This is a genomic window from Microvirga yunnanensis, from assembly GCF_025460875.1.
This window is the reverse complement of the sequence record NZ_JAMXFI010000033.1, coordinates 1-18502: the sequence shown is the minus strand read 5'-3', so window position 1 is coordinate 18502 and position 18502 is coordinate 1. Positions and strand designations below refer to the sequence as shown.

General features: G+C 68.8%; 18 protein-coding genes. 2 read left to right on the top strand and 16 right to left on the bottom strand.

The window, feature by feature from the left end:
* Nucleotides 1-108: 108 nt before the first annotated feature.
* From NF876_RS17485 to NF876_RS17445, 9 genes are all read right to left on the bottom strand, one after another.
* The gene (locus tag NF876_RS17485; RefSeq protein ID WP_262270057.1) at nucleotides 109-759 is read right to left on the bottom strand and encodes an HAD family hydrolase; all 651 of its coding nucleotides are present in this window, start codon (nucleotides 757-759) and stop codon (nucleotides 109-111) included.
* Nucleotides 760-826: 67 nt separating this feature from the next.
* The gene (locus tag NF876_RS17480; protein ID WP_262270056.1) at nucleotides 827-1312 is read right to left on the bottom strand and encodes a F0F1 ATP synthase subunit B family protein; all 486 of its coding nucleotides are present in this window, start codon (nucleotides 1310-1312) and stop codon (nucleotides 827-829) included.
* A gap of 13 nt (nucleotides 1313-1325) precedes the next feature.
* Entirely contained in the window at nucleotides 1326-1874 is a 549-nt protein-coding gene (locus NF876_RS17475) for a F0F1 ATP synthase subunit B family protein (protein ID WP_262270055.1), read from the bottom strand.
* 119 nt (nucleotides 1875-1993) lie between these two features.
* Nucleotides 1994-2218: a F0F1 ATP synthase subunit C gene (locus NF876_RS17470; protein ID WP_009764739.1), complete on the bottom strand. Its 225-nt coding sequence runs from the start codon at nucleotides 2216-2218 to the stop codon at nucleotides 1994-1996.
* A 55-nt stretch (nucleotides 2219-2273) separates the two neighbouring features.
* The gene (locus tag NF876_RS17465) at nucleotides 2274-3002 is read right to left on the bottom strand and encodes a F0F1 ATP synthase subunit A (RefSeq protein WP_173946093.1); all 729 of its coding nucleotides are present in this window, start codon (nucleotides 3000-3002) and stop codon (nucleotides 2274-2276) included.
* Between the two features lie 60 nt (nucleotides 3003-3062).
* Entirely contained in the window at nucleotides 3063-3434 is a 372-nt protein-coding gene (locus NF876_RS17460) for an AtpZ/AtpI family protein (RefSeq protein WP_262270054.1), read from the bottom strand.
* 206 nt (nucleotides 3435-3640) lie between these two features.
* A complete protein-coding gene (gene smc, locus NF876_RS17455; protein WP_262270053.1) occupies nucleotides 3641-7099 on the bottom strand; it encodes a chromosome segregation protein SMC in 3459 nt (1152 codons plus the stop codon).
* A gap of 45 nt (nucleotides 7100-7144) precedes the next feature.
* Nucleotides 7145-7783 carry a DsbA family protein gene (locus NF876_RS17450; protein WP_262270052.1) on the bottom strand — a complete coding sequence of 213 codons (639 nt, stop codon included), beginning with the start codon at nucleotides 7781-7783 and terminating at the stop codon, nucleotides 7145-7147.
* Nucleotides 7784-7870: 87 nt separating this feature from the next.
* Entirely contained in the window at nucleotides 7871-8362 is a 492-nt protein-coding gene (locus tag NF876_RS17445) for a DUF721 domain-containing protein (protein ID WP_262270051.1), read from the bottom strand.
* 95 nt (nucleotides 8363-8457) lie between these two features.
* Here NF876_RS17445 and mutY point away from each other — a divergent pair, with 95 nt between their 5' ends.
* On the top strand, nucleotides 8458-9570 hold the full coding sequence (gene mutY / locus NF876_RS17440; protein WP_262270050.1) for an A/G-specific adenine glycosylase: 1113 nt from the start codon (nucleotides 8458-8460) through the stop codon (nucleotides 9568-9570).
* 78 nt (nucleotides 9571-9648) lie between these two features.
* Here the strand turns inward: mutY and NF876_RS17435 are convergent, their stop codons facing one another.
* From NF876_RS17435 to NF876_RS17410, 6 genes are all read right to left on the bottom strand, one after another.
* Nucleotides 9649-10545 carry a LysR family transcriptional regulator gene (locus tag NF876_RS17435; RefSeq protein ID WP_262270049.1) on the bottom strand — a complete coding sequence of 299 codons (897 nt, stop codon included), beginning with the start codon at nucleotides 10543-10545 and terminating at the stop codon, nucleotides 9649-9651.
* A gap of 459 nt (nucleotides 10546-11004) precedes the next feature.
* A complete protein-coding gene (locus tag NF876_RS17430; RefSeq protein WP_262270048.1) occupies nucleotides 11005-12816 on the bottom strand; it encodes an ABC transporter permease in 1812 nt (603 codons plus the stop codon).
* The gene (locus NF876_RS17425; RefSeq protein ID WP_373696683.1) at nucleotides 12813-13796 is read right to left on the bottom strand and encodes an ABC transporter substrate-binding protein; all 984 of its coding nucleotides are present in this window, start codon (nucleotides 13794-13796) and stop codon (nucleotides 12813-12815) included. Before NF876_RS17425 ends, NF876_RS17430 begins: the two co-directional genes overlap by 4 nt.
* Nucleotides 13797-13935: 139 nt before the next feature.
* Nucleotides 13936-15132, bottom strand: a complete 1197-nt coding sequence (locus NF876_RS17420; RefSeq protein WP_262270047.1) for a site-specific DNA-methyltransferase — start codon at nucleotides 15130-15132, stop codon at nucleotides 13936-13938.
* A 157-nt stretch (nucleotides 15133-15289) separates the two neighbouring features.
* Nucleotides 15290-15931 carry a ribonuclease HII gene (gene rnhB / locus NF876_RS17415; RefSeq protein WP_262270046.1) on the bottom strand — a complete coding sequence of 214 codons (642 nt, stop codon included), beginning with the start codon at nucleotides 15929-15931 and terminating at the stop codon, nucleotides 15290-15292.
* Nucleotides 15932-16117: 186 nt separating this feature from the next.
* A complete protein-coding gene (locus tag NF876_RS17410; protein ID WP_373696682.1) occupies nucleotides 16118-17260 on the bottom strand; it encodes a PA0069 family radical SAM protein in 1143 nt (380 codons plus the stop codon).
* 137 nt (nucleotides 17261-17397) lie between these two features.
* Between NF876_RS17410 and NF876_RS17405 the strand changes: the two genes are divergently transcribed.
* Nucleotides 17398-17889: a hypothetical protein gene (locus NF876_RS17405; protein ID WP_262270045.1), complete on the top strand. Its 492-nt coding sequence runs from the start codon at nucleotides 17398-17400 to the stop codon at nucleotides 17887-17889.
* Nucleotides 17890-17896: 7 nt separating this feature from the next.
* On the opposite strand, the gene moaB is transcribed toward NF876_RS17405, so the two are convergent.
* On the bottom strand, nucleotides 17897-18445 hold the full coding sequence (gene moaB / locus NF876_RS17400) for a molybdenum cofactor biosynthesis protein B (RefSeq protein ID WP_262270044.1): 549 nt from the start codon (nucleotides 18443-18445) through the stop codon (nucleotides 17897-17899).
* Nucleotides 18446-18502 lie beyond the last annotated feature (57 nt).

Genomic DNA, 18502 nt, shown 5'->3' with positions numbered 1-18502 from the left:
AGCGTACGCGCGCGCCCCCCCCCGGCCGCGTAACCCCCGGGCCGCGCCGGGTGATGACGCGGGGTGGATCCTCGCCTGCACGGCCCGACGTTTCTGTCGCTGCCGCCTTTACACGGAACCTCGGACGGTTTCCGGCAGTTCGGCCATCCGGTCGATCACGACGGGCGCTCCCGCCCGCCGCAGCTTCTCCGCATGGTCGGGCCCGCAATGGCCCCCGCCGGCAAAGCCGATGACGCGCATCCCGGCGGCGATCGCCGCCTGCACGCCCGCGACGGAATCCTCGACCACCAGGCAGTCTTCCGGACGGGCGTTCATCTGCGCGGCCGCATGGAGGAACAGGTCCGGCGCCGGCTTTCCGCGCGCGACCTGGGTCGAGCTGAAGACGTGGTCGAACAGGTCCGCCAGGCCGGTCACGCGCAGCGACAGGGCGATTCGCTCCGGGATCGACGAGGAGGCGACGCAGCGGGGGAGGGGCAGGGACAGGATGGCGTCGCGCACGCCCGCGATGGGCTTCAGCTCGGCCTCGAAGCGCTGGAACAGGGTGCGGTTGAGCCGCTCCGTGAAATCGTCAGGGAGCCTGACGCCGCGTTCCGATTCGATGCGCGCGATCTGGTCCTTGATGCTGACCCCGGTGAAGTCACGGGCCACATCCTCGGCCGTGTAGGGCACGCCGCATTCCGTCAGGATCTCCGCGTCGATCCGGCAGCTCAAGGGCTCCGAATCGACCAGGACGCCGTCGCAGTCGAAGATCAGCAGCATGACGTTCTCCAAGCAAAAAGGCCGCCTCGAGGGGCGGCCTTCGACGTTTCGGGTCCGGACGGAGGCCTTACTGCAGCTTCGAGCGCACGTCGCTGAGGCCGGCCGTCACGAGCGAGGCCGCGGTGGGGCCGGTGATCTCGTCGCGCAGGACGCGCTCGGAGGCCCGGATGGCGGCGTCCACGGCGGCCGCGCGCACCTCGGCGGAGGCCTGAGCCTCGGCCTGGGCGATCTTCGCTTCGGCGGTGGCCGTGCGGCGCTTCACGAAGTCGGCCATCTTCTCCTGGGCCTCGCGGGCGAGGCGCTCGGCCTCGTCGCGGGCGGTGGACACGATGTCGGCGGCCTCGCGCTCGGCGGCGGCGCGCTTGGACTCGTACTCCTTCAGGAGCCGCTCGGCGTCCTGGCGCAGGCGCTTGGCCTCGGCCAGCTCACCGGCGATGCGCTTGCCGCGGGAATCGAGCTGGTTCAGCACGTTCCCCGGGACGCCCTTGTAGAACAGGATGCCCCAGAAGATGACGAAGGCGACCGCAACCCAGAATTCAGCGCTATGTAACATGCGGACCTCCCGATCAGGCCTTGATCTGGTTGAGAGCGGCTTCGACCTTCTGCGGGGCCGGAGCCTTGCCGGTGAGGCGCTCGATAATGGCCGAGGCCGTGTCGCGGGCGATGGCGTCCACGTGGCTCATGGCTTCCGCCTTCTTGGCCGTGATGGTGGCCTCGGACTCGGCCAGGCGCTGGTTCAGGTCGGCTTCGAGCGCCTTGCGCTTGGCGTCGCTCTCGGCCGCGAGCTTGGAGCGGGTTTCCTGGGCAAGCGCCTGGGCGCGGCCCTTGGCTTCGGCGAGGGCCTTCTCGTAGGCGCTGCCGGCCTCTTCCGCGCGGGATTTCATGGCGGCCGCGTCGTCGAGATCGGTGGCGATCATCGCGCGGCGGTTCTCGATGATTCCGCCCAGGCGAGGGAGGACCAGCCGTGAGAGCAGGGTGTAGAGCACCACGAAGGTGATGGCGAGCCACAGGAGCTGACCGGCATAGGTCTCCGTCTCGAAGGGCGGAAAGCCGATGTCCTCGTGAGCGCCGCCGGGGGCCTCTGTTGTGGCGTGGTTCGTCTGAGCCTGAGCCATGGAGCAGATCCTAACGGATAAAGAATCCTACAAACATGAATGACGGCGGTTCGATCCGCCGTCACTCCTGTCGAGGCGAAGCGTTCGCACGCCTCGACCTCCCGATCACCGTTGTGAGATTAGGTGAAGAGCAGAACGAGAGCGACGACGAGGCAGAAGATGCCGAGACCTTCCGCGAGCGCCGCGCCGATGAACGCGCGGGCGAACTGGCCGTCGGCGGCCGACGGGTTGCGCAGAGCGCCGGACAGGAAGTTGCCGAAGATGTTGCCGACGCCCATGGCGGCGAGGCCCATGCCGATGCAGGCGAGGCCTGCGCCGAGGAACTTGAAAGCAACCGGATCCATTGTGATCTCCTTGGGAATACCGTGATCGGGAGGGAAGGGGTAACTCGGCGCAGACCTAGTGGCCCGGGTGCAGCGCGTCGTTGAGGTAGATGCAGGTCAACACCGTGAAGACGTAGGCCTGCAGAGCGGCGACGAGGAACTCGAGCGCCATGAGGGCAACCGCCATGAGGAGCGGCAGCGGAGCGAGGATCGTCAGGGCACCGCCGGCGCCGAGCAGCGCCACCACGAAGCCTGCGAACACCTTCAGCGCGATGTGTCCCGCGAGCATGTTCGCGAAGAGACGCAAGGACAGCGAGATCGGCCGGGACAGGAACGAGATGAGCTCGATCACCACGATGAAGGGCAGGAGCCAGGCCGGCACGCCCGACGGGACGAAGAGGCCGAGGAAGTGGGTGCCGTGCTTCATGAAGCCGTAGATCACCACCGTGCCGATGACGAGCAGGGCCAGGGCGAAGGTGACGATGATGTGGCTGGTGACCGTGAAGAAGCCCGGGATCATGCCGAGCAGATTGGCCGTCAGCACGAACATGAACAGCGAGAACACGAGGGGGAAGAACTTCATCCCCTCCTTGCCCGTCGCGTCGACCAGCGTGTTCGCGACGAAATCGTGCAGGACCTCGGCGACCGACTGGGCGCGGCCCGGGACGACCGCGCGCTTGCGGGTCGCGAACAGCAGGCCGCCCACGATCACGGCGGCGGCGCCGATCATGAACAGGGACGAATTGGTGAAGTTGATGACCGGAATGATGGGCTTGATCTGGAATTGTTCGATCGGGCTCGCCATGATCCGCTCTCAAAGTTCGATGTTATCAAATGCCGTTCGGCGCTCGAAAGTCTAAGTCCGTCACCGCTTGTCGTCATACCGGGCGGACTTGACCATCCCGGCCGCTCGCAACAGGTTGAGCATCCCGGCGCAGAAGCCGAGTATCAGACAAACGATCAGACCCCAAGGGGACGTCCCGAACACGCGGTCGACGATCCAACCCAGGATTCCGCCGGCCGCCACTCCTGCAACGAATTCGGCCGAGAGCCTGAAGGCTTGGCCGAGAGCGCGGGAATCTGACGTCGGACGGGCGCGAGGCTCTGACTCGGCTCGCTGCGCGGATGCTTGGGAGATCCGTGCGTCGAGAGACTTCAGTCTCGCTGACAGGTCGGCCTCGTCGGCGCTGCCCGGTTTCCGCTCATTCTCGCCGTTCCGCTCGTGAGGGTCCGCCATTGCGATCTCCTTTGAAGCGTTGCGGGAAAATGCTTGGAAGCCCAGCCCCGAAAGCCGGGCGCACCATATGAGCGGGGGTCCCCCCTGTCAAGAACCGTCTGAAAACATCCAAGTGTCTGATTTGATTGAATTAACCGTGTTTTCAGGTGCCCTCGGGCCGAAAGCGCACATGTTTTTGAGGCTGAAGCAAGGCAGGGCTGAAAGCCTTAGGCTACCTCAAGAATGCGCTCCGCGCTCTGCAGGTCCACGGAGACGAGCTGCGAGACGCCCCGTTCGGCCATGGTGACGCCGAAGAGACGGTCCATCCGGGCCATGGTGATCGGGTTGTGGGTGATGACCACGAAGCGGGTCTCGGTCTGGCGCGCCATGTCCTCCAGGAGGGCGCAGTAGCGCTCCACATTGGCGTCGTCGAGGGGCGCGTCCACCTCGTCGAGCACGCAGATCGGCGAGGGATTCGTGAGGAACACGGCGAAGATCAGCGCGGTCGCCGTCAGGGCCTGCTCGCCGCCGGACAGCAGGGTCATGCTCTGGGGCTTCTTGCCGGGCGGGCGGGCGAGGATCTCGAGGCCGGCTTCCAGCGGATCGTCCGAATCGACCAGGGTCAGCTCCGCCGTGCCGCCGCCGAACAGGGTGGCGAACAGGCGCTTGAAATGGTTGTTCACCACGTCGAAGGCGGCAAGCAGGCGCTCGCGGCCCTCGCGGTTGAGGCTGCCGATGGCCTGGCGCAGGCGCTTGATGGCCTCGACGAGATCGTCGCGCTCGCCCGCGATGCCGTTGTACTTGGTCTCGAGCTCGCTGAGCTCCTCGTCGGCGCGCAGGTTGACGGCGCCGAGGCGCTCCCGGTCGTTCTTGAGGGAGTGCAGCTTCGATTCGATCTCGCCGTGGGAGGGCAGGTCGGTCGCTTCCTTCAGGCCGGCGAGCTCGATGAGCCCGGCCGGCGTCGTCTCCAGGTTCTCCGCGATGGCGCGGGTGATCTCCGCCAGGCGGGCCACCGCGGCCTCGTGGCGGGCCTGGGATCCGGCGCGGGATTCGCGGGCCGCCGACAAGGCTTCGAGGGCCGCGCGGGCCGCGCGATCCGACTCGGCCAGGCCCGTCTCGGCATCGGCCAGATGGTCGGCCGCTTCCTTGCGCTTGGCCTCGGCTTCTTCCACCTCGGCCATGAGGGCGCGGCGGCGCTGCAGGTAGGTGTCGGGGGCCCCCAGCAGGCGCTGGTGCTCGTCCTGCGCGCGCTCGAGGCGCTCGCCCAGATCCTCGAACGCCTTGGCGGCGCGTCCCGCCCGCTCGGTCCAGAGGCGGATGTCGGCCGCGATCGCCTCCTGCCGCCGGCGGCGCAGTTCGGCTTCGTGCATGAGGGATTGCAGGGCGGCCCGGGCCCCGGAGGCGGCCGCCCGGCGCTCGGCCACGCGGGTGCGCTCCTCGAGCAGGCGGCTTTCCAGATCCGGCGCCGGGGCGAGGTCCTGCAGGGCGCTCTCGGCGTCCTGCACGCGCTCCAGGGCCTCCGCCTCGCTCTCGGACAGGCGGGCGAGGCCTTCCTGCAGGGCCGAGCGGCGCTGGCCGAGCTCGGCCTCCTTGCGCTCGGCGGCGGCGAGGCGCGCGCGGGCGGCATCGAGCGCCTGCCGGGCCTGGCGGGCGGCCTCGATGGCCTGCGTCTCATGAGAGGCCGCCCGGCGGACCGCGTCCTGGGCCGCCTCCGCCTCGTGGCGCAGGTGCTCGGCCTGCTCGCGGGCCTCGGCGGCCTCGCGCTCCAGATCCCCGAGGCGGTTCTTCTCCGCCAGGCGGCGGGCCGCCGGGGAGGGCGCCTCGGCGGCGGCCGTGAACCCGTCCCAGCGCCACAGATCGCCTGCCTGCGTGACAAGGCGCTGGCCGGGCTTCAGCAGGCCGCGCAGGCGCAGGCCGTCCTCCTTGCTCACCACGCCGATCTGGCGCAGGCGGCGCTGCAGGGCCGCGGGCGCCCGGGCGAGGTCCGCCAGGGAGCGGACGCCGTCCGGCAGGGCCGGATCGTCCTCGCCGGCGTGGGTCTCGGCCCAGTGGTGCGGGGCGGACGGATTGACCGAGGCTTCGAGATCGTCACCCAGGGCTGCGCCCAGGGCCGTCTCGTAGCCCTTCTGGACCGTGATCTGGTCGACGGCCGGGGGCCAGAGGTCGCCGGTCGCGGAGGTTACCAGCTTGGCGAGGGTGCGCGCCTCGGTCTCGAGGCGCTGCGCCTTGCGCTCGGCCTCGTTGAGGGGCTGGCGCAGGCGGCTCTCGGCCTCGCGGGCGTCCGACAGGGTCTCGCGTGCGCCGATCACCGCCTCTTCGGCGCCCTGGGCGGTGTCCTCGGCGATCGCCATGTCCTCGCGCAGGTCGTCCAGGGAGGGGCCTTCGTCGGACGGGGCGGAGAGCGCCGCGATCTCGCGCTCGAGCCGCTCCTTCTCGGATCGGAAACGGGCGGCGCGCTCCAGCTCCTCGCGCACGGCGCGCTCCAGGGCGGCCCGGCGGGCGTTCAGGTCGGAGGTCTGGGCCTGAAGAGCGCTCAGGGCGGATTCGGCTTCCGCCAGCTCGGCTTCGGCGCCCTGGAGGCGCTCCTCGGCCTCGGCGCGGGCATCGTCCGCCCCATCGGTGGTGAGCGAGATCTCGGCGGCTTCCGACTGAAGGCGCTCGATCGTGGCCTCCGCGTCGCCGCGCTGCGCCGCCTCGCGGGCGATGTCCCGGTTCAGGTCGCCGATATGGCGCTCCAGCTCGACCACGCGCTCCTTGGACCGGCGCTCCTCCGATTCGAGCTCGTTGCGGGCATGGGTCAGCCGCTGCAGGGCGGCGGCCGCGGCGGCTTCCGCCTGCCGCAGGGCCGGGAGGCCATGGGCCGCGACCGCCTGGGCGGTGGCCGCCCGGGTCTGCTCCTCGGTGGCGTCGGCCACCGCCTTGAGATCCTCGGCCACCTGGCGCTCGGCGGTGGCGGCCTGCTCCCGCGCCTCGGCGAAGCTGATGGCGTACATCAGGGCTTCCAGGCGCCGGATCTCGGCCGAGAGGTTCTTGTACCGGGAGGCCTGGCGGCCCTGGCGCTTCAGGCTCTCGATCTGGCTTTCCAGCTCGCGGATCACGTCCTCGACGCGGACCAGGTTGTCCTCGGCGGCCTTGAGGCGCAGCTCCGCCTCGTGCCGGCGGGCGTGGAGGCCTGCGATGCCGGCGGCATCCTCCAGGATGCGGCGCCGGGCCTGTGGCTTGGCCGAAATGATCTCGCTGATCTGGCCCTGGCGGACGAGGGCCGGCGACCGGGCGCCCGTGGCCGCGTCGGCGAACAGGATCTGCACGTCGCGGGCGCGGACTTCCTTGCCGTTGACCCGGTAGGTCGAGCCTTCCTCGCGCTCGATCTTGCGCGAGATTTCGAGAAGGTCCGTGTCGTTGAAGGCCGCGGGCGCGGTGCGCTCGCCGTTGTCGATGGTGAGCATCACCTCGGCCCAGTTGCGGGCCGGGCGGCCGCCGGAGCCGGAGAAGATGACATCGTCCATGCCCGTCGCGCGCATGTTCTTGTGGGAGTTCTCTCCCATGACCCAGCGCAGGGCCTCGACGAGGTTGGACTTGCCGCAGCCGTTCGGCCCGACGACGCCGGTCAGGCCGGGCTCGATGAGGAAGTCGGTGGGCTCGACGAAGGTCTTGAAGCCCGCAATGCGAAGGCGCGTCAGCTTCATGGACGCGCCTTTCCGTCCCGCCCCGCGGGGGGCAGGCGATGGAGCTTATTCTCCGAGAATCGGCTTGATGATCTTCTCAAGCTCATCGATCGACAGGCTTCCAGGATGGCGCTCACCATTGATGAAGAAAGTGGGCGTGGAGTCCACTTTGAACTGCTCCATAGCCCGGTTCTTCACCGCATTGACTGCGTCATATAGTTTCTGGTCCTTGAGGCAAGCGTCAAATTTTTCCTGTGAAAAACCTGCCTGTCGCATGAGCCCGCGCAGGGCGTCGAGCGGCTTGTCCACGAAGGCCCAGTTCCGCTGCTGCTCGAACAGCAGGTCCGTGATCGGGTAATACTTGTCGTTGCCGTCGTAGCGGGCGAGCATGAAACCCGCCGTGGCGAGGGGATCCAGGGGGAACTCGCGCAGGACGAAGCGGACCTTGCCGGTGTCGATGTAGCGCTTCTTCAGCTCCGGCCAGGTGGTCTTGTGGAAGTTCGCGCAGTGGGAGCAGGTCAGCGAGGCGTACTCGATGATCGTCACCTTGGCGTTGTCCGGCCCCAGGGCCACGTCCCCCAGGGGCCCCTGGACCGCCAGGTCCTGGGCGGCCACGTTCTGGGCGAAAGCCGGAAGGCTCGTGGCGAAATAGGCGGTCGCGGCTGCGGTTCCGAGAAGCTGAAGCGTCTGACGCCGGGTGATCATCGTGGGGAGGCTCCTGAAGAGATTTCGTCCTGCGGACGAATGACTTGCGGTAAAATGACTTGGCCTTCGTGGCAAGCGCCCGCCATCTCACGCTTTCGTGCGTGAACCGGAGCTGACGATGGCCTGGCCCAGCCGCTCGAGCGCCGCCTTCAGGGATTCCTCCCGGATGGGCTCGACGGCCCTGTCCACCTTCTCCCTCTCCGCGGAGGTGAGGGGGCGGGCGACGGGGCGCTTCTTCTCAACCCGCCGCACGGGCCCTTGTTTCAGCACCAGCTTGCCGATGCAGCGCCAGCCGTAATGGGTGTTCACCCGGTCGATGACCGTGGGGGCGAGGTGCTGCATCTCGAGCGCGAAGGCGCTCTCGACCCGGATCACGAGGGTGGCCGGATCCGGCCGCGCCTCCGGGTCGGCGTGGGGGGCCTTGCGCTTCCACTCGATCTTGAGCGGCTGGGTGAAGGCGGACAGGCGCTCGCCGACGATGTCCGGCCAGGCCATGATGATGTCGGACGTGGCGAAGCCCTGCGCCGCCAGGCTGGGGGACAGGCAGACGTCGAGAAACTCGGCGAGGGGGCGGGCCAAAGGCCTTGGGCGTCTCAATGTCGCCTCGGTCGTCTCATGTTGAATGTCCAAAAGCCGCGTTGGAATATTCCGTGTAGAACGCTATTCCAAATCCCATGTTAACGCCCGCCGCGAGCGCGACCAAGCCCGACCCGCAGGACCTTCTCGCCTGGTACGACCGCCACCGGCGCGACCTGCCGTGGCGCGCGAAGCCCGGCGTGACCGCCGACCCCTACCGGGTCTGGCTGTCCGAGATCATGCTGCAGCAGACCACCGTGACGGCGGTCCGTCCCTACTATCTGAACTTCCTTGAGCGATTCCCGACCGTCGAGGCTCTCGCCGAGGCGCCGGCCGATTCGGTGATGCAGGCCTGGGCCGGCCTCGGCTATTATTCCCGCGCCCGCAACCTCCATGCCTGCGCCAAGGCGGTCATGGACAAGCATGGCGGGCATTTTCCGGGCACCGAGGCCGAGCTCCTGAAGCTTCCGGGCATCGGCGCCTATACGGCGGCGGCGGTCGCGGCCATCGCGTTCGACGAGAAGGCGGCCGCGGTCGACGGCAACGTGGAGCGGGTGATGTCCCGCGTCTTCATGGTCGAGGAGCCGCTGCCCAAGGCCAAGCCCCTGATTCGGTCCCTCACGGAAGCGCTGGTGCCGGCGGACCGGCCGGGCGACTTCGCCCAGGCCGTGATGGATCTCGGCGCCACCATCTGCACGCCCAAGCGCCCGGCCTGCGCGCTCTGCCCCTGGATGGTGCCCTGCCGGGCCCGGGCGGAGGGCCTGCAGGAGGCCTTCCCGAAGAAGCAGAAGAAGGAGGTCGGGCCGCTGCGCAAGGGGGCGGCCTTCGTGGTGCTGCGCGCCGACGACACGATCCTGCTGCGCACCCGCCCGCCGCAGGGGCTCCTCGGCGGCATGGCGGAGCCGCCCACGAGCGAATGGATGCCCGACTATGAGCCATCCCGGGCCGTGCTCGACGCGCCCATCGAGGCGCGCTGGCAGCGGCTGCCGGGCATTGTCCGGCACGTCTTCACCCATTTCCCCCTCGAGTTGACCGTGATGTTCGCCAAGGTGTCCAAGGGCACGCCTGCCCCGGAGGACATGCGCTGGACCCCGCGCCTGCAACTGCACGAGGAGGCGCTGCCCGGCGCCATGAAGAAGGTGCTGGCGCACGCGCTGGGGGATATTCCGGCCGGGAAGACGAAGAGCGGGAAGCCGGCGAAGGGGGCGTGAGGCCGGGCTCTTCTTTCCGGTCATGACCGGCCCCGCCCCGGCCATCCTGCGGCCTTCCGCCTCTCTGACGCAGGCACGTCACCCGCCCACCAGGGCCTTCTGGTTCCGCTTGAACAGGCCCGCCAGCGCATTCGCCACCCGGGCCACGTTGGGGCGGCTGCGGCTGCGCCGGTGCATGACCAGGAACACGTCCTCGACCAGGTCGCCCTCCGGCTTCGTGATCTGGATCAGGTCCGGGTCCGAATCGCCGAGCCAGCACGGGAGGAAGGCGGCGCCGAGGCCCGCCTTGGCGGCCTGGTAGCGGATCGGCATGTCGCCGATCCGGGCCGCGATGGTGCGGCCCTGCGCGAACTCGGCCACATAGGCGGCCTGACGCGAGAGAGTCGGATCCTCCGGCGGCGCGATGACGGAAGCGGGGTTTTCCGTGCGGGCATACATGGCGAAGGCGATCTGCCCGATCTTGCGCGCCACGAGATCGTCCGTGCCCTCCGGCAGGTTGCGCATCCGCAGGCCGATATCGGCCTCGCCGGACGCGAGATCGAGCCGGCGCCGGGTCGGGAGATAGGCGATCTCCACGGGAGAAGCGGCTTCGTGCAGCTCCGCCGCATAGAGCGAGAGGAACAGCGTCACCGACGCGGTGGCCGTGACCCGCACTGGCGCGTCCGGGTCGGGCCTATAGGCGGCGGCGGTGCGCGATACCACGGCCGCCGCCTCGCCCATGGGGGCGGTGGCCTCGAGGACCGCCTGACCCGCTTCCGTCAGCTCGAGGTTGTTCGGGCCGCGCTGGAACAGGGAGAGGCCCAGCGTCTCCTCCAGCACCTTGACGCGCCGCGCGATCGTCGGCTGGCTCTGGCCCAGTGCCTTCGCGGCGCTGTTCATCGATCCATGAGCCACCACGGCGAGAAAGATCCGCAGGTCGTCCCAGGACGGTTCCGTGAAGGCGAGGCGGAAGGGATCGAGAGACGAAGAAGCCATGACAGGATGCTAAAGGGTTGAACCGGGTTCGGCATAGGGGAATGTTCCGGCGTGAGGACCAGCCCCTACCATCGCGACGCGGCGGTTCCCGCGCAGCCCGCCAGCAGCGCGCGGCACCACGTCAGTTTTGACGGGGAGCCCGTGGCGCCCTCGTGTGACCCATCCTCCTCCGTCATCACCGGCCCGGTGCCGGTGATCCCGATCGTTTCGAACGCTGCGCTCGCGCATCGGACGGACCCAGAGGGCCGCGTCAGCGAAAAGTGGACCCGGTTTTCACTAGCGTGGCCCTTCGGGTCGCTTGCGCGGCCCTCCGGGTCCGCCTCATCCGATGCGCCAATCAAGAGAGGGAGCCTCGGATGAATCCCAAAAGTGGTGTCCACTTTTCACGTCCGAGGCTCTCGTCCGGGTCGCATGGCCGAGACGAGCCCGGCCCTGACGTGGACCAGGGGGAGGAGGAGGTTACGGGCTCAGCGCGGCCTTCGGCTCGAGCCGGTCGAGGACCGGCGGGCGGGCGGGCGCCCGAGCCGGTTCGCGGTTCGTCCGCGCCTCGTCCTCCATGGCGCTCTGCCAGGGCAGGGCTCCGGCCGGCAGGTAGCGGCCCAGCGCATCGAGGACGAGCATGGCGGCCGTCACCACGGCCACGATCACGACGGCGACCGCGGAGGCCTGGCTCGCGAGGCCTGCCTCTTCGAGGTTGTAGAGCACCACCCCGATGGTCTCCGTTCCGGCCGACCAGAGCAGGGCCGAGACGGTGAGCTCGCTGAAGGCGAGCAGGAACGCCATCAGCCCGCCGGCGACCGCCGCGGGCAGCAGGGACGGGAGCACGATGCCGAAGAGCCGTTGCGCCAGGCGGGCGCCGTCGATGGCGGCGGCCTCCTCCTGCGCGACGTCGACCTGCACCATGCCGGCCAACACGGGCTTGAGCGCCACCGGGAGGAAGCGGGCGAGATAGGCGAACACGATGATCCACGGGGTCGCGTAGAGCGAGAACCCCAGGAGCGGCAGCGGCTTCAGGAACAGGAGAATGCACGCGATGGCGAGCACGATGCCCGGCAGCACGTAGGCGATCTCGAGCAGGGACACGGCCAGGAGGCGGGCCCGCCCCATCAGGCGGACCAGCCCGTAGGCGAGGGGCACCGCGAGCCCGGCGAGCAGGCCGGCTGCGCCGCCGGCATAGAGGAACGAGTTGGTGAAGGCGCGGATCGTCACGTCCTGACGGGCCAGCACCTCGACGAAGTTGTCGAGGGTGATCGTCGCAGGCGACAGCGCCATGCCGTAGGACGGCACGAGCGCGGAGGCCATAAGGGACAGGATCGGCAGGATCAGCGTGACGGCGAGGACGAGGCCGACGAAGATCTCCGGCGCGACGCGCCTGCGGCCGAGGCCCCAGAACGGCTTCAGGGGCGCATCGTCCTCGAGCTGCACGCCGTCCCGGCGCATCAGGACCTGGCTTGCGGCGACGCCGAGGATCGCGATGGCCGCGACGAGAAGGCCGAGCGCCGACACATCGCCGATCATGTCGGTGCCGAAGCTCGACAGCCGCCGGTAGATGAGGACGGGAAGCGTCAGATAGTTCACGGGCGCGCCGAGCAGCGCGGGAATGCCGAAATTGCCGATTCCCGCCACGAAGGCGAGCAGGGCCGCGCCGGCGAGATGGGGGCGCAGCAGCGGCATCACGTGGTCGGTGAGGATCCGGAACGGCCGCGCCCCGTCGATGCGGGCCGCTTCGACGACCGCCAGCGGAATGCGCTTCAGCCCGGCGCTCATCACCACGTAGACGAGGGGAGCATGGTGCAGGCCGAGCACCAGGATGATGCCGCCGCGTCCCATCATCGGATTGGCGCTGCCCGCCTCGGGCGCGAGGCCGAGGGTGTTCAGGATCGGCGAGGCCGGACCGGCGAGATGCAGGAAGGCGAGGGCGATCACCTGGGGCGAGATCATCACCGACAGGACGAACAGGAATGACGCGACGCGCCGCCGGCGGACGTCTGTGACGCCGAGGACGAGCGCCATCGCGGTGCCCAGCGGAACGGCCAGGAAACCCGACAGCAGCGCCGTTTCCAGCGAGGCCTGCGCGGCCCGCGCCGCCGACCGGCTCGACAGGGCCGCCAGCATGGCGTCGGGGTTGAGGACGCCCCCGGGAAGGAGCGCGGCCCACAGCAGCCGCAGGGCGGGCAGCACGTCGAAGGCGACGACGATCAAAGCGACAAGAGCGAGGAGGCCGAAACCTCCCCGCTCCAGGAACGACCTGCTTTGGGCGCGACGTCTCACTGTCCGAAGATGTCGGCGAAGGCCGCCTTGTTCTTGGTCTCGTCGGCGAGCGCCCTGGCGGCGTCGAAGCTCATGACCTTGATCTGCTCGCGGGCCGGATAGCCGGCCGGCAGCGCGACGGCCGGATGAGCCGCGATGTAGCCCTGCTTGAGCGCCAGGTCCTGGCCCTCCTTCGAGAGCAGGAAGTCCACGAAGGCGCGGGCGGCCTCCGGGTTCTTGGTGGTCTTGAGGATGGCGACGGGCTCGGACACGGCGGAGACGCCCTCCTTCGGGAACACGAACTCGATCGGTGCACCCTTGGCCTTCTCGCGGATCGGCATGTAGTCGACGATCACGCCGTAGAGCTTCTGGCCGCCGGCCACCTGCTTGAGCACGTCGCCGTTGCCGCCGCCCGCGACGGCGTCGTTGTCCTTGAGCGCCTCATAGTATTTCCAGCCGCCGTCCATGGTGCCGGTGAGGGTCGCGGCGTGGATGAGGGCCGCCCCCGAGGTGAGCGGGCTCGGCATGACGAGCTGGCCCTTGACCTCCGGCCGGGTGAGGTCCTGCCACGAGGTCGGCCTGAAGGCCGCCTTCGTGTTGTAGGCGATGCCCGTGGTGATCAGCTTGGTGGCGAACCAGAATTTCTGCGGGTCGTGCGTGCCCGCCGGATAGGCCGAGACGTCGGCCTTCTCGTGCGCCAGGAGGCGGTCCTCCTTCTTGAGGCCCTCCATGGTGACGCTGTCGGCGATGAGCAGCACGTCGGCCTGGGGCTGCCCGGCCTCGAATTCGGCGCTCAGCTTGGCGAGGATCTTCGGGGTGCCGTCGCGCACGAACGTGACGGTGACCCCCGGATTCCTGGCCTTGAACGCGTCGATGGTCTGCTGCGCGTCGGTGTTGGGCTGGCTCGTGTAGAGGACGAGGTTGCCGGAGAGCCCCTGGGCCTGCGCGACGGCGGGCACGAGGGCGGCAAGAAGGGACAGGAGAATGCGCTTGGTGGACACGGGACAGTCCTCTCGGTTGGCAAGGCCTGCCCCGCGCTAGCGGTATCAGATGACGCCTCTGTGACGAAAGGTTAGTGCGGGAAACGAAAAGGGCCAGCTTTGGGCTGGCCCTCTCGAAAAGTCCAAATCGCCGCAAAGGTCAAGCGGCCAATTCGGCGCGCACCTTCGCCCGGAACGTGTCGATCGACACGAGCTTGCCCTGCCGCTCCACGTGCCAGAAGGTCCAGCCGTTGCAGGAGGGGAAGCCTTGGGTCAGGGCGCCGATCTTGTGGATCGAGCCCACGATGGCGCCGAGCGCCACGGTCCCGTCGGCGCGCACCACCGCCTTGTGGCGGCGCCGCTCGTCCACCAGGGTCTCGCCCGGCTTCACATGGCCCGCCTCGACGAGCGACAGGAACGGCACGCGCACCTCGGTGCGCTTTTCGGGCGCAGCTGCGATCGATACGTCGGAGAGCGGCTCGACCCCGTCGATCCGGGCGCGCGCCGCCTTGGCGTAGGTCGGATCCCGCTCCAGGCCGATGAAGCTGCGGCCCAGCATCTTGGCGACCGCGCCCGTCGTGCCGGAGCCGAAGAAGGGATCGAGCACCACGTCGCCAGGATTGGACGAGGAGAGCAGGATCCGCGCGAGCAGGGCCTCGGGCTTCTGGGTCGGATGGACCTTGCGGCCCTGCGCATCCTTCAGGCGCTCGTCGCCCGTGCAGATGGGGATGAACCAGTCCGAGCGCATCTGCACGTCTTCGTTGCCGGCTTTCAGCGCATCGTAATGGAACGTATAGCCCTTCGAATCCGCGCTCTTCGAGGCCCAGATCATGGTCTCGTGCGCGTTGGTGAAGCGGCGGCCCTTGAAGTTCGGCATCGGGTTGGCCTTGCGCCACACGATGTCGTTGAGGATCCAGAAGTTCAGGTCCTGGAGCGCCGCGCCCACGCGGAAGATGTTGTGGTAGGAGCCGATGACCCAGAGTGTCGCGTTCTTCTTCATCACGCGGCGCACGGCGAGAAGCCAGGCGCGGGTGAACGCGTCGTAATCGGCAAAGCTCGCGAACTTGTCCCAGTCGTCGTCGACCGCGTCGACGAGGCTCTGGTCGGGGCGCGTCAGCGCCTGTTCGAGCTGGAGATTGTAAGGCGGATCCGCGAAGACCACGTCCACGCTCTCAGGGGGAAGCTTCTCGAGATTGGCGATGCAGTCGCCGAGAAGGATCTCATTGAGAGGAAGAGACGGCGGCAGAACGGAGAGGGGCGTTTGACGCCCCGTCCGAGGAGCCGGCGCAGACCGCCCGGTACGCGAGACATGGATCCGGGAGGCGGCGCCGGCAGCCCCGGTACGCAAGGTACCCATGGGTGATCACCGGTTACGCAACTGACACTCCGGATCATGATGGGATAGGGTAAAGAGGAGGTTTCCAAACCCGAGAAAATGCAAATATTTTGGATCGGCAAAACTTGCCTACATGCTGAAAAGATTGGGTTTTTCCGTTAATCAGCGTTAAGGGAGGTTACAGATCCAGTAACCCTTGGCGCAGGGGTGAAAAACTCATGCGGTGGAACGGGCAGGGACCCTCGCTGGCGATCACCGTGAGATGAGCCTTGGTGCTGTAGCCGGCATTGCTGGCAAACCCGTAGGCCGGGTAAGCCAGCCCGAGCCGCGCCATCATGCGGTCGCGGACCACCTTGGCCACGATGGACGCGGCCGCGATGGAGGCGATGCGCGAATCGCCCTTGACGACCGCTTCCGTGGCGCAGGGCAGGGCCGGCGGATCGTTGCCGTCGACGAAGGCCATGTCGGGCCGGCAGGGCAGCGCCGCGAGCGCCCGGCACATGGCGAGCAGCGAGGCCTGGCGAATGTTGATGCTGTCGATGTCCCGATGCGACACCGAGGCGATTCCCACGTGGGAGGTGGCGAGGATTTCGGTGAACAGCGCCTCGCGCCTTGCCGCCGTCAGGGCTTTCGAATCGGCCAGGCCCTGCGGCACGCGGTCGAGGTCGAGCACCACCGCGGCCGACACCACCGGGCCGGCCAGCGGCCCGCGCCCGACCTCGTCGAGACCGGCGATGCAGGTGAAGCCCTGCGCGCGGGCGGCGCGCTCGCGGTCGAGGCCGAGATCGGGGAGGCGGGAGGCGCGAATCGGTGCGGTCATGCACGGGATGAAAGCGGCAAGCGGGCCGCCTTGTCATCACCGGCGCGCAGACAGGAGAGTCGCACCACGCCGGCATTACCGCCCCCGTGACGACGGCCCGGATCCGGGAAGGCGCAGCGTTTCGACGCACCGGGATGGCCGGGACGAGCCCGGCCATGACGGGGCAGGTTCATCCGAGACGGCGCGCTAAAACAGGCTCAGCTGCCCGGTCTCCGCCGGCGGCACGGCGAACAGGTCCTTGCGGAGGCGCAGGTTCCGCTTGTTCAGGCCGAGCCGTTCGGCCGTGGTCTCGAAGCGCCGGCCGAGCATCCAGGCATAGGGGCCGATGCCGGACTGGCGGGTGCTCCAGGCGGCATCGTAATCCTTGCCGCCGCGCGCCTCCTGCAGCAGCGTGAAGACGTGCTTGAGCTTGTCCGGGTAATGCTCGGCCAGCCAGTCGCGCATCAGGTCCTTGAGGTCGTGCGGCAGGCGCAGGAGCACGTAGCCGGCCTCCTGGGCGCCGGCCTCGGCGCAGGCCTTCAGGATCGCCTCGATCTCGTGATCGTTGATCGCCGGGATGATGGGCGCCACCAGGACCGAGACCGGGATGCCGGCCTCGCTGAGCCTGCGGATGGTGTCGAGGCGCTTGGCCGGCGTGGCCGCACGGGGCTCCATGCGGCGGGCGAGCCTCGGGTCGAGGGTCGTGACCGAGATCGCCACCTTGACGAGCTGCCGCTCGGCCATCCGGCTCAGGATGTCGATGTCCCGGGTGACGAGGCCCGACTTCGTCACGATGCCGACGGGATGGTTCATCCGGTCCAGCACCTCGAGGATGGAGCGCGTGATGCGGAAGCGCCGCTCCACGGGCTGGTACGGGTCCGTGTTGGACCCGAGGGCGATCGTGGCCGGCTCGTATTTCGCGGCCCGCAGCTCCTTCTCCAGGAGCTCCGCCGCGTTGGGCTTGGCGAAGATCTTGATCTCGAAGTCGAGGCCCGAGGACAGGCCCTGGAAAGCATGGGTCGGCCGCGCGAAGCAATAGGCGCAGCCGTGCTCGCAGCCGCGATAGGGGTTGATCGACTTCTCGAACAGGATGTCGGGCGAATCGTTCCGGGTGACGATCGTGCGCGGCTTCTCGACGATCACCTCGGTCGGCAGGACGGGAAGCTCCTCGTCCATGTCCCAGCCGTCGTCGAAGGCCTCGCGCTGCGCCGGCTCGTAGCGGCCGGACGGGTTCGCGGACGCGCCTCGGCCCCGGCGCCGCTCCACCTCGACCCGGTAGGCCGGATCGTCCATGCGCCGCCTCGCCGCCGCGGCGGCATCGCGGGCGGGATCTTTGGCGCGAACGCTCATGGCGGCCTCGAACGAATCGGTCGGTGCGAATCTGTCGGTGGAGGCCCAAGCTTAAGAACAAAAAGTGAACAAACGCAAGTGCGCATCGGCAGAAATGTCCTAGCGACGGTGGAGGCCGGCGGGGCTATAGTCCTCGGATGATTACCGTTCTCGTCCGCGTGACCCATGGTCCCGAGGCTCTGGCCGCCACCTTGAGCGCCCTCGTTCCGGCCGTGGCCGCCGGGCTCGTCGGCGATGCCGTCATCCTGGCGGAGCGGCCGGACGACACCCTGGCGACGGTCGCCGACGCGGTCGGCGCCACCCTGGTGGTGGCGTCGAAAGGATCGTGGCGCGAGGGAGCGGCGGCGGCGCGGCGCGACTGGCTGCTCTGCCTCGACGACGGCGACATCCCGCAGGAGGGCTGGATCCGGGTGCTCGACCGGTTCGTGGTCCTGTCCCGGCCCGACCAGGGTCTGGCCCGGATGCGGCGTCAGCGCACGGGCCTGGCGAACGCGCTCCGAGGCCTGTTCGGGCGCTCGTCCGTGCGGGCGGGTGATCTGGTGCATCGCCGGGTGCTGGCGAACGAGGTTAGGGCGCGCATGCCCGTGCGTCTCGCCGCGACCGTCGAGCGCGATCCGGTGTTCGGCTGAGCCCCGTTCAGGCTTTCGGCGTTCCGCGCTTCAGATGCTCGTCGAGCCGCGGCATGATCTCGACGAAGTTGCAGGGGCGGTAGCGGTAGTCGAGCTGATGGGCCAGGATCCCGTCCCAGGCGTCCCTGCAGGCGCCGGGGGAGCCCGGCAGCACGAACACGAAGGTCGTGCCGGCAACGCCGGCCGTCGCCCGCGACTGGATCGTCGAGGTGCCGATCTTGTCGTAGGAGATGCGGTGGAAGACCGCCGAGAAACCGTCCATCCGCTTGTCGAGCAGGGGCTCGATCGCCTCCGGGGTCACGTCGCGGCCGGTAAAGCCCGTCGTGGTGATCACCACGTCGACCGCGGGATCGGCGACCCAGCCCCGAACCCTGCCGCGGATCGCCTCCACGTCGTCCGGCACGATGGCCCGGTCGGCGAGCCTGTGCCCGGCCTTCGTGAGCCGCTCGGCGAGCGTCGAGCCGGACCTGTCGTCCTCCGGCGAGCGCGTGTCGGAGACCGTCAGCACGGCGATGCGGAGAGGGAGGAAGGGAAGGTTTTCGTCGATGCCGGGCATGGGAGTCTCTGAAAGACGCGGGGTCTCATGTAGCGCAGAATGGCTCGAGCTTCCACA

Bases quoted from the DNA above. Each gene is read 5' to 3' on its own strand.
- NF876_RS17485 (WP_262270057.1), bottom strand. From the start codon at position 759: ATGCTGCTGATCTTCGACTGCGACGGCGTCCTGGTCGATTCGGAGCCC.
- mutY (WP_262270050.1), top strand. From the start codon at position 8,458: ATGTTAACGCCCGCCGCGAGCGCGACCAAGCCCGACCCGCAGGACCTT.
- NF876_RS17410 (WP_373696682.1), bottom strand. From the start codon at position 17,260: ATGAGCGTTCGCGCCAAAGATCCCGCCCGCGATGCCGCCGCGGCGGCG.
- NF876_RS17435 (WP_262270049.1), bottom strand. From the start codon at position 10,545: ATGGCTTCTTCGTCTCTCGATCCCTTCCGCCTCGCCTTCACGGAACCG.
- NF876_RS17450 (WP_262270052.1), bottom strand. From the start codon at position 7,783: ATGATCACCCGGCGTCAGACGCTTCAGCTTCTCGGAACCGCAGCCGCG.
- moaB (WP_262270044.1), bottom strand. From the start codon at position 18,445: ATGCCCGGCATCGACGAAAACCTTCCCTTCCTCCCTCTCCGCATCGCC.
- NF876_RS17460 (WP_262270054.1), bottom strand. From the start codon at position 3,434: ATGGCGGACCCTCACGAGCGGAACGGCGAGAATGAGCGGAAACCGGGC.
- NF876_RS17420 (WP_262270047.1), bottom strand. From the start codon at position 15,132: ATGGGTACCTTGCGTACCGGGGCTGCCGGCGCCGCCTCCCGGATCCAT.
- rnhB (WP_262270046.1), bottom strand. From the start codon at position 15,931: ATGACCGCACCGATTCGCGCCTCCCGCCTCCCCGATCTCGGCCTCGAC.
- NF876_RS17470 (WP_009764739.1), bottom strand. From the start codon at position 2,218: ATGGATCCGGTTGCTTTCAAGTTCCTCGGCGCAGGCCTCGCCTGCATC.
- NF876_RS17465 (WP_173946093.1), bottom strand. From the start codon at position 3,002: ATGGCGAGCCCGATCGAACAATTCCAGATCAAGCCCATCATTCCGGTC.
- NF876_RS17475 (WP_262270055.1), bottom strand. From the start codon at position 1,874: ATGGCTCAGGCTCAGACGAACCACGCCACAACAGAGGCCCCCGGCGGC.
- NF876_RS17405 (WP_262270045.1), top strand. From the start codon at position 17,398: ATGATTACCGTTCTCGTCCGCGTGACCCATGGTCCCGAGGCTCTGGCC.
- smc (WP_262270053.1), bottom strand. From the start codon at position 7,099: ATGAAGCTGACGCGCCTTCGCATTGCGGGCTTCAAGACCTTCGTCGAG.
- NF876_RS17480 (WP_262270056.1), bottom strand. From the start codon at position 1,312: ATGTTACATAGCGCTGAATTCTGGGTTGCGGTCGCCTTCGTCATCTTC.